15 protein-coding genes are annotated in these 13,664 nt (G+C 29.3%); 8 read left to right on the forward strand and 7 right to left on the reverse strand.

What is annotated here, in order from left to right:
* Window positions 1-6: 6 nt before the first annotated feature.
* Genes ACTTAV_RS05295 through ACTTAV_RS05305 form a run of 3 tightly spaced genes read left to right on the forward strand, consistent with a single transcriptional unit; the run spans window position 7 to window position 1,889 of the window.
* Window positions 7-876: an NAD(P)-dependent oxidoreductase gene (locus tag ACTTAV_RS05295; protein WP_440670693.1), complete on the forward strand. Its 870-nt coding sequence runs from the start codon at window positions 7-9 to the stop codon at window positions 874-876.
* 3 nt (window positions 877-879) lie between these two features.
* Entirely contained in the window at window positions 880-1,479 is a 600-nt protein-coding gene (locus ACTTAV_RS05300) for a flavin-binding protein (RefSeq protein WP_440670694.1), read from the forward strand.
* Window positions 1,479-1,889 (forward strand): carbonic anhydrase, encoded by a 411-nt coding sequence (locus ACTTAV_RS05305; RefSeq protein ID WP_440670695.1) that lies wholly within the window; start codon window positions 1,479-1,481, stop codon window positions 1,887-1,889. The genes ACTTAV_RS05300 and ACTTAV_RS05305 overlap by 1 nt, the downstream gene beginning before the upstream one ends.
* Here ACTTAV_RS05305 and ACTTAV_RS05310 read toward each other — a convergent pair whose 3' ends face one another.
* Together ACTTAV_RS05310 and ACTTAV_RS05315 are read right to left on the reverse strand one after the other, a co-directional pair.
* The gene (locus ACTTAV_RS05310; protein WP_440670696.1) at window positions 1,890-4,424 is read right to left on the reverse strand and encodes an ABC transporter permease; all 2,535 of its coding nucleotides are present in this window, start codon (window positions 4,422-4,424) and stop codon (window positions 1,890-1,892) included. It abuts the gene before it with no gap.
* Window positions 4,408-5,073 carry an ABC transporter ATP-binding protein gene (locus ACTTAV_RS05315; RefSeq protein ID WP_440670697.1) on the reverse strand — a complete coding sequence of 222 codons (666 nt, stop codon included), beginning with the start codon at window positions 5,071-5,073 and terminating at the stop codon, window positions 4,408-4,410. Before ACTTAV_RS05315 ends, ACTTAV_RS05310 begins: the two co-directional genes overlap by 17 nt.
* Between ACTTAV_RS05315 and ACTTAV_RS05320 the strand changes: the two genes are divergently transcribed.
* On the forward strand, window positions 5,072-5,683 hold the full coding sequence (locus tag ACTTAV_RS05320) for an arylesterase (RefSeq protein WP_440670698.1): 612 nt from the start codon (window positions 5,072-5,074) through the stop codon (window positions 5,681-5,683). The genes ACTTAV_RS05315 and ACTTAV_RS05320 overlap by 2 nt on opposite strands.
* A gap of 10 nt (window positions 5,684-5,693) precedes the next feature.
* Here the strand turns inward: ACTTAV_RS05320 and ACTTAV_RS05325 are convergent, their stop codons facing one another.
* Complete coding sequence (locus tag ACTTAV_RS05325; RefSeq protein ID WP_440670700.1) at window positions 5,694-6,206, reverse strand: gamma carbonic anhydrase family protein; 513 nt, start codon at window positions 6,204-6,206, stop codon at window positions 5,694-5,696.
* Window positions 6,207-6,226: 20 nt separating this feature from the next.
* On the opposite strand from ACTTAV_RS05325, the gene ACTTAV_RS05330 reads away from it, so the two are divergent.
* Both ACTTAV_RS05330 and ACTTAV_RS05335 read left to right on the forward strand, forming a co-directional pair.
* Window positions 6,227-6,781 carry a thioredoxin family protein gene (locus tag ACTTAV_RS05330; RefSeq protein WP_440670702.1) on the forward strand — a complete coding sequence of 185 codons (555 nt, stop codon included), beginning with the start codon at window positions 6,227-6,229 and terminating at the stop codon, window positions 6,779-6,781.
* Complete coding sequence (locus ACTTAV_RS05335; RefSeq protein WP_440670704.1) at window positions 6,781-7,860, forward strand: glycosyltransferase family 4 protein; 1,080 nt, start codon at window positions 6,781-6,783, stop codon at window positions 7,858-7,860. Before ACTTAV_RS05330 ends, ACTTAV_RS05335 begins: the two co-directional genes overlap by 1 nt.
* On the opposite strand, the gene ACTTAV_RS05340 is transcribed toward ACTTAV_RS05335, so the two are convergent.
* Genes ACTTAV_RS05340 through ACTTAV_RS05350 form a run of 3 tightly spaced genes read right to left on the reverse strand, consistent with a single transcriptional unit; the run spans window position 7,857 to window position 10,840 of the window.
* Complete coding sequence (locus ACTTAV_RS05340; protein WP_440670705.1) at window positions 7,857-9,356, reverse strand: tripartite tricarboxylate transporter permease; 1,500 nt, start codon at window positions 9,354-9,356, stop codon at window positions 7,857-7,859. The two genes, ACTTAV_RS05335 and ACTTAV_RS05340, sit on opposite strands and share 4 nt — an antisense overlap.
* Window positions 9,353-9,823 carry a tripartite tricarboxylate transporter TctB family protein gene (locus ACTTAV_RS05345; protein WP_440670706.1) on the reverse strand — a complete coding sequence of 157 codons (471 nt, stop codon included), beginning with the start codon at window positions 9,821-9,823 and terminating at the stop codon, window positions 9,353-9,355. Before ACTTAV_RS05345 ends, ACTTAV_RS05340 begins: the two co-directional genes overlap by 4 nt.
* A 30-nt stretch (window positions 9,824-9,853) precedes the next feature.
* Window positions 9,854-10,840: a tripartite tricarboxylate transporter substrate binding protein gene (locus tag ACTTAV_RS05350; protein WP_440670707.1), complete on the reverse strand. Its 987-nt coding sequence runs from the start codon at window positions 10,838-10,840 to the stop codon at window positions 9,854-9,856.
* A 117-nt stretch (window positions 10,841-10,957) separates the two neighbouring features.
* Here ACTTAV_RS05350 and ACTTAV_RS05355 point away from each other — a divergent pair, with 117 nt between their 5' ends.
* Both ACTTAV_RS05355 and ACTTAV_RS05360 read left to right on the forward strand, forming a co-directional pair.
* Window positions 10,958-11,650: an IclR family transcriptional regulator gene (locus tag ACTTAV_RS05355; protein WP_440670709.1), complete on the forward strand. Its 693-nt coding sequence runs from the start codon at window positions 10,958-10,960 to the stop codon at window positions 11,648-11,650.
* Complete coding sequence (locus ACTTAV_RS05360; RefSeq protein WP_440670711.1) at window positions 11,650-12,729, forward strand: AbrB family transcriptional regulator; 1,080 nt, start codon at window positions 11,650-11,652, stop codon at window positions 12,727-12,729. The genes ACTTAV_RS05355 and ACTTAV_RS05360 overlap by 1 nt, the downstream gene beginning before the upstream one ends.
* Here the strand turns inward: ACTTAV_RS05360 and ACTTAV_RS05365 are convergent.
* Window positions 12,713-13,654, reverse strand: coding sequence for a glycosyltransferase family 9 protein (locus ACTTAV_RS05365; protein ID WP_440670713.1), 942 nt, complete (start codon window positions 13,652-13,654; stop codon window positions 12,713-12,715). The genes ACTTAV_RS05360 and ACTTAV_RS05365 overlap by 17 nt on opposite strands.
* Window positions 13,655-13,664: the final 10 nt, after the last annotated feature.

Raw genomic sequence — 13,664 nt, forward strand, 5'->3', positions numbered from 1 at the left:
AAAATTATGAGTTGTAATGTTGCTTTCATAGGTCTTGGTGTCATGGGTTATCCAATGGCTGGTTATATATCAAAAGGTGGTCATAATGTAACTGTTTTTAACAGAACAAAATCAAAAGCAGAAAAATGGATCAAAGAATACAAAGGTAAAATGGCAGAAACTCCTGCTGAAGCTGCAAAAGATGCTGAATATATTTTTACCTGTGTTGGAAATGATAATGACTTAAGAGAAGTAACCTTTGGTGACAATGGTGCTTTTAAAACTATTAAAAAAGGTGCAATTTATATTGATAACACCACTGCCTCAGCAACAATTGCAAGAGAAATTTATGAGTATGCAAAAAAAAATGGATTTGGTGCATTAGATGCTCCTGTGTCAGGTGGACAAGCGGGTGCAGAGAATGGTGCATTAACAGTAATGATTGGTGGTGATCAAGCTGACTTTGATAAAGCAAAAGATAAAATTGATTGTTACAGTAAAAAAATGAAATTGCTTGGCAATGCAGGAAGTGGACAACTTGCAAAGATGGTAAATCAAATTTGTATTGCAGGATTAGTTCAAGGATTATCTGAAGGAATTAACTTTGGTATGAAAGCTGGATTAAATATGGAGGATGTTATTGAAGTTATTTCAAAAGGTGCTGCACAATCTTGGCAAATGGAGAACAGATATAAAACAATGATTGATGATAAATTTGATTTTGGTTTTGCTGTTGACTGGATGAGAAAAGATTTAAAAATTGCAATGGATGAAGCAAAAAATAATGGTTCATTGTTACCTGTAACTGAACTTGTAGATAAATTTTATGGAGAAGTTCAAGGAATGGGTGGTAATCGTTGGGATACCTCAAGTCTTATTAAAAGATTTAGAAAGTAATGTATGCAACCAGCATACTATGAAAATCTAGAAGAAATTCAAAAGAAGTACTGGTCCATGTTAAATGATGCTGTAACCAACAGGGCTTCACAATTTAGAATTCCAGTTTTTATGTGTGCAAACCAAGATGAAATTGATGGAAGAATAGTTGTTTTACGTAAATCAGACAGAGAAAATAATCTATTACAATTTCATACTGATCTAAGATCTCCAAAGGTAGATATTCTTAAAAAAAACAACAAAGCATCATTACTTTTTTATGATAAAGAAGAAAAAATCCAACTCAGAGTTAAAGTTGAATGTGAAATAAATAATCAAAACTCCACAACTGAAGAGTCTTGGAAAAAAACTCAACATATAAGTAGAAGATGTTATTTAACTGATAGTCCTCCTGGGACCACATCAGAAAATCCAACATCTGGGATGATATCCAAACTAGAAGATTTTGATTATACCATGGAGCAAAGTGAAAATGGTTACAAAAATTTTACTGTTATCAAATGTAAAATTAAATCTATTGAATGGCTTTATCTTGCTGCAAAAGGACATCGTAGAGCGAAGTTTGATTTGGAAAATAAAAAAGAAAGTTGGCTGGTGCCCTAATGAAGAAATATAAGGCTTTGGTTTTATCTTGTATGGATCCAAGATTTCAACACTTAGTATACGAAAAATTAAAAAAAAAGAAATTAGCTAAGAAGTATAGTGCGTTTACAATTGCAGGTGCTGCAGTTGGAGTTACACACGTAAAATTCAAAAAATGGCATAAAACTTTTTATGACAATTTATCAACATCAATTAAATTACATGGAATACAAAAATTGATTGTTATGAATCATGAAGACTGTGGTGCTGCTAAAATTGCTAATGGCAAGAAAGAATTTACTTTAAGTAATGAAAAGAAAATACACCAAAACTCATTTTCTAATCTTAAAAAAAATATAAAAAGAAAATTTCCAAAATTAAAAACTGAATTTAATTTTATTTCTTTAAATGGAAAAATTAATAAATTCTGATTATTGATTTCTAATAAGAGGATATACTTTAGGATTTAAATATTTTAAGTTTGTTAGCATTATTAGACATAAAGTGACTAAACCTATTGAAAATCCTAAATAAATTAAAACCTTTAAATCAAACATCCATACTAATTCAAAAATATTTTCCATAATAAATTTTGAGCCAATTATTGCAAAAAATATTGCAATTAAAATTACAGATTTAAAAATAATGATAAACTCAATCATTGAAGAGTAAACAATTTGCTTTTTTGAAAAACCTAAAATTTTAAAAACTAAATTTTGGTATTCTTTTACTTTTCCCTGAACCATAATTGCACTTGAGATTACAATTAAACCTATAACTATTGTAACAGCTGAAATTAAAGTAACAGCAATGAATACTTTATTTAAAACAGCTGTAACTTTTGAGAGATAGTCAGCAATTTTTATAATTGATAAACTTGGCATAATTTCGAGCATTTCAGTTTCATTAAATTTGTTTGAATTAAATTTTGCAGTAGCCAAGTATTCATGAGGAATTTTTTTTGCAAATTGAGGGTTAAATAACATTGCAAAATTTATACTCAAATCTCGATAATCAACTTCTCTAAAATTTATTACTTTCCCTTCGATTTCACGACCATAGATATTCAAAGTAAAGATATCACCTAGCTGAATGTTAAAATCTTTAGCAACTTTTGCATCTAAAGATATTTGAAGTTGATCTGGTTTTGATAAATCCCACCATTCTCCTTCTAAAATTAGATTATCCTCAGGTGGATTTTCTGTCCATGATGATCTTCGTTCACTCCCAATAACCCAATAACTATCATTATCTGGTTTAATATAAGTATTAGGATCAATTCCATTAATTTTTACAATTCCAGATGAAACCATAGGAACAATTTCAATATTTGCTTTTGGATATATGTTTAAAATACCTTGTTCAAATTTTTCTCTTTCTCCATTTTGAATACCGACAAAGAAATAATCAGGAGCAATATCTGGAATTGATTTAGCAATTTCTCTTTGAAAATTTGTACCAACTAAAGCTAGTGTCAATAATAATGTAACCCCTAAGCCAAGAGACATAACTGTAATAGGAGTTATACTTTTTGTTTGTGTAATATTTTTAATTGAAACTTTTAGAGAAATTATTGAACTTGATTTAAATTTTTTAAGAAAAAAAATGATCAATTTCGACAATGAAAAAAATATAATTAAACAAACAAAAAAAGCAGCAAAGTAACCCAAGCTATAAGAAGGTTGTTCTGATCCAATCGTGAATAATGATATCAAAATAGATAACAAAACAAAGCTTATAACAACTGATCTTTTGGAATAATAAAATTGAAGATTTTGAAATACATTTCTGAATAAATTGGAGGCTTTTACCTGATCTATAGAGCTTATTGTTGGAATAGAAAAAATTACAAGCACCAATAACCCAACTAAAAATATCTTAAAAAAATTAAAAAGTGAAAATACTGGATAAACATTCAATCCCAATCCATCAGATAGATATTTATCTGCTATTGGAACCATTAGAAAGCTTGATCCATAAGCAACAACTGAAATGACAAATAAAAGTATAAATAACTGAAGATAATATAATATTTTGATGTTACCTGAATAAAAACCAACTGCTTTTCTCACAGCAATTGACATATTATTTTGATTGATAAAAGAAAGTAAAGTATTTGCAATTCCAATCCCCGCAATTAGCATTGCGCTGATCGAAACAAGAGATAAAAATTGAGAAAAGTTATTAATAATTCTCTTTATTCCACTTGCAGAATTTTCTGGGTATCTAAGTTTTACCTTCTGATCATCTTTAAAAATTTCCTCAATTCGATTTTCAATTTCTTCTGGCTTATCATTTTCATTAAACTTTACTTTGTATTCATAGTTTAAAAAGCTTCCAATTCCATTTAGCTTTAAAATTTCCAAAGTTTGTTTTCCTGCTAAAGCCCAATCGCCAAATGCAACAAATCCACTTACATCTGGTACTGATTTAATAATTCCAATTACTGTAAAATTTTGGTCCTGAACTTTTACTGTTTCATTAATTTTAATATTTAGGGTTTTTGATAAACTTTCATTGATCAAGATAGTGTTAGCTTCTTTTTGCATTCTTTCATAAGCACCAATTGGCTCATAAACAACATTTCCATATAGAGGGTATTTTTCATCAACAGTCTTTATTCTTGTAAACAAAGATTTATTTTTCTCTCTACCAGTTGTTGAAAGCATAGTGCTAAACTCAATCATTTGAGAAACTGTTGCAAATTCTTTAACTTTATTAACTAGATCTAAATTTCCCTGATTGCGATTATAATCAATTTCTAAATCTCCACCTAAGAGAGCTTTAGCATTATCATTAAGTTCTTTTTTAAGGCTATCTTCAATTGTAAAAATAGCACTCAAAATAAAAAGACTGATAAATAATGTAACGATAATACTCGAAATTTTATGATAATTCCTGCTCAAGTCTTTAAAAGCATATTTAAAGATTAAACTAAATTCTGAGGGATTATTTAATTTTTCCATCTTTAATTTTTATTTTTCTTCTTGCTTTGTCCGCAAGTTTTGGATCGTGTGTCACCATTATTAAAGAGGAACCTTCTTCTTTTACATACTTAAATAATATATTCGCAATCATTATAGAATTTTCGGTATCCAAATTGCCTGTTGGTTCATCAGCTAAAATTAGTTCAGGTTTCATTGCTATAGCTCTAGCAATTGCTACACGCTGCTGCTCTCCACCTGATAATTGACTTGGTAAGTTATTAAAACGATGTTTTAAACCAAAACGATCTAACAAATGTTTTGCTTCCTTATCTGGATTTTTAAAATTATTAAGCTCAAGGGTTAAAGCAACATTTTCAACTGCTGTATAATTAGGAATTAAATAAAATGATTGGAATATAATTCCAATATTTTTTTTTCTTACCTCTGATATTTCATCCTCTTTAAGACTTGTAATTTCTTGATCCTGAAAAAATATTTTTCCTGAGCTAGGTCTTTCTAATCCACCAATTAGCATGATTAAACTTGTTTTTCCTGAGCCACTTTCTCCAACTACAGAAACTGTTTCTTTTTTTTGTATATTTAAATCTATATTCTTTAAAACACTTATATTATCTTTACCAGTTTTGTATTGGAGATTTATTTTTTTTAATTTAAGAAGAGTGCTCATGAATAAAAGTTTATTTATAAAAATTTTGATAATTTTTCTAGTACACTTAAAAACAAATGCAATAGAAAAGGTTGTCTTATTTGGTGACAGTTTAATGGCTGGATATGGATTATCGAAAGAACATCATTTATCTAAGGTTTTAGAAAATAGTCTTAAAAATGATGGGTTTAATATTGTTGTGATTAATGGAAGTGTTTCGGGAAGTACTTCCTCAGGGGGACTAAATAGAGCTGAATGGAGTTTATCTGAACCAGGAATTGATTTAATTATTATTGGTCTGGGTGCTAATGATATGCTCAGAGGAATTAAGCCTGAAGAAACTGAGAAAAATTTAGAACAAATAATAAAGATAGCAAACAACAAAAATATTAAAATCATAATTGCTGGAATGGTTGCTCCAACTACTCATGGTGCTGAATATAAAAAAAGGTTTGATGCAATTTATCCAAACTTATCTAATAAATATAGTTTACCTTTAATACCATTTCTTCTTGATGGTGTAGCACTTGATCCAAGTTTAAATCAACAAGATGGTATTCACCCTAATAAGCTAGGAACTATTAAAGTAAGTGAAACAATCAAAAAAAAAATTATTGATGTTTTAAATTAATAAATATTATTTAAAAAATTGACTTAGAATACTTTTTCCAATTATCTTGATAATGTTTAGTATTTTCTGCTACAGCTTTTTTTTCCTCTTCTGTAACTTCTCTTACAACTTTTCCTGGAGAACCAATCACCAGTGAGTTATCTGGTATTTCTTTATTTTCGGTGATTAAAGCTTTAGCTCCAATGATACAATTCTTTCCAATTTTAGCATTATTAAGAATGACTGCACCGATTCCAATTAAACTATTGTCACCTATCGTACATCCATGAAGCATTACCATATGTCCAACAGTTACATTCTTTCCAATTTTTAATGGATAGCCTGGATCGGTGTGCAAAACACTTCCATCTTGAACATTTGATCCCTCACCTACGTGGATATTTTCAATATCTCCTCTTAGGGTTGCATTAAACCAAATACTAGAATTTTTTTCTAAAGTAACATCACCAATTATAGTTGCATTTGGTGCTACCCAATTTTCGCCAGAGTTTTTTGGTTTTTTATCTTTTAAATCGTAAAACATAATTTATATATTATTACATTATGCCAATACAAACTCCAATATGTGATTTCGGCCAAAAGGCACATGACTTTAAGCTTAAATCAACTGACAATAAAATAATTTCTTTAGATGATGTTAAAGGTGAAAATGGGACTTTGATAATGTTTATTTGTAACCATTGTCCTTATGTAAAAGCAGTTACGAAAGATATTGTAGAGGACTGTAAAAAATTAAAAGACTTAGGAGTAAATTCAGTGGCAATCTGTGCAAATGATGCGGAAAACTATCCAGAAGACTCATTTGAGAATATGATTGAATTTGCAAACAAAAATCAATTTAATTTTCCTTACTTAGTAGATGAAACACAAGAAGTAGCTAGAACTTATGATGCAGTATGCACACCAGATTTCTTTGGATATAACAAAAATTTAGAGCTTCAATATAGAGGTAGATTAAGAGAACTTAAAAATTTAATTCCAGTAAGAGAAGGTGAAAGCGATTTATTTAATGCAATGAAGCAAATTGCACAGACTGGAAAAGGACCTGAAAATCAAACTCCAAGTGCTGGCTGCAGTATAAAGTGGAAAAATAATTAATGTATTTGATTGTTACTAGAGCCTACCCACCTGAATTAGGTGGTATGCAAAGTTTGATGTGGGGGCTTAGTAAAGAAATGTCTAAGAACTTTATGATAAAGGTTTTTGCAGATTATCAAGAAAATCATAAAGAATTTGATAATAAAGAAAACTTTTCAATTGAAAGAGTTGGCGGAATTAAATTCTTAAGAAAAATCCGAAAAGCACAATTAATCAATGAATATTTGAAAGAAAATAAAGTTCAAGGTGTTATAGCTGATCACTGGAAAAGTTTAGAATTAATAAATACTGATAAAAAGAAATATTGCCTAATACATGGTAAAGAAATTAATCATCCCAAAGGAAGTTCACTAAATAAAAGAGCTAATAAAGTTTTAAATAATGTTGAAAAAGTAATTGCTAATTCAGAATATACAAAAAATTTAGCAATCAATAATGGAGTTGAAGCAAATAAAGTAGTTGTGATTAATCCTGGTGTAGATCCTGCAAAAGAGTTAAATAAAAAATCACTTGAAAAAGTTGAAAGCTTATTAAAAGTTAAAACTCCTCGTTTAATCACGGTATCGAGATTTGATAAAAGAAAAAATCACGAAAAGGTTATAATGGCTTTACGAAATTTAAAACAAAAATACCCGGATATTGTTTATATGTGCATTGGAGATGGTGATGAGTTAGAAAATATCAAAGAACTAGTTAAAGAACTCGATCTAAGTACACAAGTTATGTTTTTTAATGATATTAGTGATGAATTAAAAAACTCTTTAGTGGCTAAATCAGATATTTTTGTCATGCCATCAATTATACACAAAACTTCTGTCGAAGGATTTGGAATAGCTTATGTTGAGGCAGCACAATATGGGATTCCTTCTCTTGGTGGAAAAGATGGTGGCGCTGCAGATGCAATACAACAAGATAAAACTGGTTTTATTTGTGATGGAAATAACTTAGATGATATTTATTCATCATTAGACACTATGATTGAAAATAAAAGATATATAGAACTTGGAAAAAATGCCAAAGAATATGTTTCTAAATTTCAATGGGAAAAAATATTAGATCAATATAAAAAAATTATTTAAGTATTTCTTTTAAAAGATTTAAAAATCTGCCAACTCACAATACTAATTGTAATCAATAAAATTATTAAAGTTAAAGGTCTGTCCCATAAAAAACTAAAAGAACCATCACTTATTAGTAAAGATCTTCTTAAATTTTCTTCCATCAATTTTCCTAGTACAAAGGCAAGAATTAAAGGTGGCATTGGAAAATCATACAAGCGCAAAAATGTTGCAGCAACAGCAATACCAATCATTAAATAAATATCAAAATTATTAAATGAAATTAAATAAATTCCTGTAATTGAAAAAAAAAGAATTAAGGGGATTAAAAAATTTCTAGGTACAGCAAGTATTCGAGCAATGTAAGGTATTAATGGTAAATTTAAAATCAATAAAACTACCATCCCAATATACATTGACATAATTACTGACCAAAAAATTTCAGGATTAGTTTGATACAATCTTGGTCCTGGTTGAATACCAAAACCTAATAAAGCTCCTAACATTACAGCTGTGGTACCACTTCCTGGAATTCCTAAAGTTAATAATGGTACAAATGAACCTGAGCATGCAGCGTTATTAGCCGTCTCTGGGGCTGATAAACCATGAACACTTCCTTTACCAAATTTTTCTTTCTCTTCATCACTAACATAATTTCTCTCCATTCCATAAGCTAAGAAAGAAGCAATTGTTGCACCTGCTCCTGGTAATACTCCTATTAAAAAGCCTAAGATTGATGACCTTGGTATTGTTTTAGCCATTTTAATAGTTTCTTCTTTATTCACTTTTATTGATCCAAGCTCAGTTAAAGAAATTTGTTTTGCAGCACGATTTGGATCCTTGCCTCTAAATATAATTGTTAACGCTTCGCTCATTGCAAAAGTTGCCATTACGATTAGTACAAAACTAATACCATCTGAAAGATTCATGTTTCCAAATGTAAATCTAGAAATATCTGATAAGGAATCTTGGCCAATCGATGCTAACATTAAACCCAAAACTACCATCATCATTGCTTTTAAAAACTGTCCTTTGGAAGAAAAAGCTGAAACAGCAGTTAAACCCAATATCATTAATGCAAAATAATCAGGTGATCTAAAAGATAAGCTTATTTTTGATAAGCTAGGTGCAGCAATTAATAAAAATATTGCTGATATTGTTCCTCCAGCAAATGAACTGTAAGCTGCTATAGCTAAAGCTTTACCTGCTTTACCCTGTTGAGCCATGGGATAACCATCAAAAGAAGTTGCTACCGTTCCAGGAACTCCAGGTGCATTTAATAATATTGATGAAGTTGAACCACCAAAAACTGCTCCATAATAAACACCAGCCATTAAAATTAAACCTGATGCAGGATCAAAACCATATGTAATTGGAATCATTAAAGCAATTGCCGTCATTGGGCCTAAACCGGGAAGCATTCCAATAATTGTTCCTGCAAAACAACCTATCATTACAATTATTATATTTTGTAATGACAAAGCGGTATTTAAACCAATTAAAATTCCATCTATCATCCAATAATTCCTAAATATTTTAAAAGTGGATCTCTTAAGTAAATATTAAGAACCCCATGAAGCAAAAACATAAAAATAGCTACAAAAGGAAATGAAAGTAAAAACATCCAAATCCATCTTCTTTCACCTAAAAAATAATAAGAAGCAATTAAAAATAATGAAGTAGATACAAAATATCCAATCTTCAAAATTACTGCTCCATAGATAATTGATATTAAGATTAAGTAACTAATACTTTTATAATCTAAATGTTTATGATTAACATCTGATTTTAATTTTTCTGGTAAAATTATTTTTAAACCAGAAAGAAAAATTCCAGCCCAACCCAAATAAATTGGAAAAGTTCTCGCATTAAAGGGAGCATTTTCATCAAACGTAAAAACAACTATTTGATGGGCAGTGTATAAATAAAATGCTGAAAAAATAAAAAAGAGCAGTGAGATAAATTTAGTTGCACTAATTCTCACTGCTCTTCCTAATTAATTAACCCGCAAGGATTAAATAACCCCTAATTTCTTCATTAGGTCTGTCATCTCTTTAGTTTGTTTTTCTAAAAACTTAACAAACTTTTTGTCAGGGTTATAAATATTAACCCAAGCATTTCTTGCTCTGACAGTTTCCCACTCAGAAGTTTTTTGTACATCGCCTAACATTTTAGCAATAGCTTTTTTATCTTTATTGCTCATGCCTGGAGGGCCAAAAAATCCTCTCCAGTTAACGAATTGTACGTCATATCCTTGTTCTTTAAGTGTTGGTGCATCAGGTGCATCAGAAACTCTATCAGGTGCAGTTATACCAATAATTCTTACTTGGTCTCTTGCTCCCATAAGTTCACCTAAACCTGTAGAAATAATTTGTGTTTCTCCAGATAAAAGTCCAGCTAATGCTTTTCCACCTGCATCATAAGGAACGTAAATAACATCGTTTGGATTTGCTCCAGCTTCTTGGAATGCTAAAGCTCCAATTAAATGGTCCATACTTCCTCTTACAGATCCACCAGCCATTTTTACAGACTTAGGATCCTTTTTGTATGCATCAACAACATCTTTAAAGTTTTTAAATGGTGAATCTTTAGCAACTGCTATTGCACCATAGTCTCCAATCACACCGGCAATCGGCACTACATCTTTATAAGATAGTACTCCGCTTCCACCACCAGTTACATAACCTTCGTGTCTAGTAATAGATCTTAAAACCAACGGTGTTGATTGAACTAAAACAGTGTTAGCAGGCTTATTGTTAATCATATAAGCAAGTGCTTTACCACCACCACCACCTGACATATTTTCAAATGATGCGCTTTTTAAAAAGCCAGCTTTTGTTAAAGCTTCTCCAGTACCTCTAGCAGTTCCATCCCAACCACCACCAGCACCACCACCAATTACAAAGTGTAATTTTTCAATTGCAATTGAGTTTACTGTTGTAGCTGAAAATAGAAGGATAGCTGAGAAAAATACTGAAAGTATTTTTTTTAAGTTTTTCATTATTTATTCCTCTATTTGTTAGTTATGTAAATTTAATTTATTTCTTTTGTTATTGGCCACCAATTAATACCTTGATGTTCTATAGAATAGAACATATTGTTCTATAGAGTAGGATATATGAAAAAAAATATACAAGGAGTTGAATCGGTTAATAAAGCTTTAGAAATATTAAACTGTTTCACTGATAATAATGAAACTCTTACAGTTACCAAAATAGCAAATATTACTGGTGATCATAAAAGTAGAATTTCAAGAATATCTAAATCACTAGAAAATTACGGATATATTAGAAAAATAAAAAGTGGAGAATTTAAAATAGGTCATTCAATTTCAAGACTGTATGAAATTTATGAAAATAGCTTTAATTTGAAAAATTCAATTAAAAAAGAACTAGATTTTATTTCTTTTAAAACAAATGAAACAGCTAGCTTTTTTGTTAAACAGAAAGAAGAGAGAATATGTATTCAGACTAGTGAACCAAAAAAAATAATTAAACATTCAATAGAAATTGGAATAAAAAAACCACTTAATAAAGGTTCAAGTGGCCATATTTTATCTGCTTATCATAATTTGCCAATAGAAAATAAAGAAAAAATTTTGAAACAAGGATACTCAATGTCTTTTGGAGAAAGAGATAGGGAAATTGCATCAGTATCAGTACCTATATTTAGGTCAAAAAAACAATTTTTAGGTGCTTTAACAATTACTGGTCATATCTCAAATTTTAATAGGAAAAACTGTATTTTCTTTTTAAATACCCTTAGATCATCAAAAATTAAAATTGAAAAAAATTTAATTAAAATTCGATAATGTCAAATTTTATAAATTTAGATAAAGAAAATATAAAAAATTTATTTTCAAAAAATTTCTTAATTGTAATTCTAATTTCTATTCCAAGTGCAATTGTTGCAGATTTTTTTAATATTCCTCTTGCTTGGATGATTGGTCCAATGATTGCAACATCTTTGGTTGCTTTAAAGGGTTTTCAAGTTCTAATGCCCAAAATAGCATTAAGCTCAATATTAATTATCTTAGGACTTCATATAGGAAATTACATTGACCAAAATCTTTTCAGCCAAATGGTTAATTGGATTTGGACAACCGTTATCATGTTTTTTTATATTGTTGTAAGTATCTTGATTGTTTCAAAATATTTGCAAAAATTTTCAGGGTATAAAGAAAAAACATCTATATTTTCTGCTGCTCCAGGTGCCTTGGGCCCTCTAATGATTTTAGCTGAATATGAAAAATCTGATTTATCTCAAGTTGCAACTGCTCACTTAATAAGATTAATTATTATAATAACTCTATTCCCTTTTATAATTGTTAGTCTTTATCCGTCTGAAGCTTTGGAATTAGAAAAATTTGATTATATGTCTCAAAACCATTGGAATTTAGTTTTATTAATAATTGTTTCATTAATATTCATATTCTTTTTTGATAAATTTAAAGTTCCAGCAGCACTTCTTTCTGGAACATTAGTTGCGAGTGGTGCTTTACAAATATTTGATATTGCCTCTTATAAACTGCCAGATGCTTCTATCAATTTTTGTTTATTAATTTTAGGAGCATCAGTTGGGTGTAGATTTGCTAACAAAACATTTAAAGAAGTTGCAAGTAATTCTTTTCATGGATTAGTTGCAACTATACTTTTAGTTTTACTAGGTTTGATAGCAGCTTACATTGCAACTTTTTTTGTTGATAATAATTTTTTAAGTTTGATTTTATCTTTCTGTCCTGGTGGAATTTATGAAGTAGCTGTTATTGCTATTGCTTTTGACTTAGAACCCGACTTTGTAGCTTTTCATCATATTATAAGATTATTATTCATATTATTCATTGTGCCAGTAATTTTAAGATTAGTAAAAAAAACTAAGATAAAGAGTTAGATAATCTTTCAAAAACTTTTTCAGCACTTAAATTATTAAGATCACTTACTTCAATAGCTTTAAAGTTTTCTCTTTCAATACTTACCTTGTAAGCCGTTGTATGTTTGCCAAATAATGTAAGACCTTTAGATCCTACATGAGCTGCGATATGTGCTGGACCAGTGTCGTTAGCTACAACAAATGAACTATCTTTAATTAAAGATGTTAACTGAGATATATCTAGCGCTCTACCATTATCTAATAAAGCTAATGCATTTATATCTTTTGCATCATTAATTTCGGAAGGGCCTGGTACAGTTAAAATTTTATACTCATCACCAAATCTATTTGAAATTAATTCAATAAGTTTATTGTAATGAGGCCATTTTTTTATTGCCAAATGTGGTGAACAAAAAGGAAATAATAAAATATATTTATCAAATTTATAGAAATTTTTAATTTCACTTATGTCTGTAGAAGCCCAGCCAAAATCTGGCTTTAAAGTGTTTGAAGTATTTAAACCAGATTCTTTTAATTGATGATCAAATCTTTCTAGCACAGAAATTTTATCAAATTCTTCTTTATTTTTATCTGATGGTAAGGTTGTGATTGAACTCGACCAAACTATTTTATCAGCCTTTGGAAAAAGAATATTTTTATAAAAAGTAGTTCTTGAAGAATTTTGAAGATCAAAAACTTTTGAGAATTTGTACTTCTTCAACTTTCGCATTAATAAATATAAATAAATTAAATTATATCGAGGTAATCTCTTATCTAAAATCACCTCATGAATAAAAGGGTTTTTCTTAAATAAATCAAAGTAAGGTTTAGTTGTAAGTAGAAATATTTGATCATTTTTATGGTTTTCAGATATATCTTGAATTGCACCACTTGCTTGCGCTATATCTCCTAATGATCCGTGTTTAATAATTAAAATATTAGACATATTTATAACA

This window comes from Candidatus Pelagibacter sp. HIMB1483 (assembly GCF_052048135.1).
In the GTDB taxonomy this organism is placed as follows: Bacteria; Pseudomonadota; Alphaproteobacteria; order Pelagibacterales; family Pelagibacteraceae; genus Pelagibacter.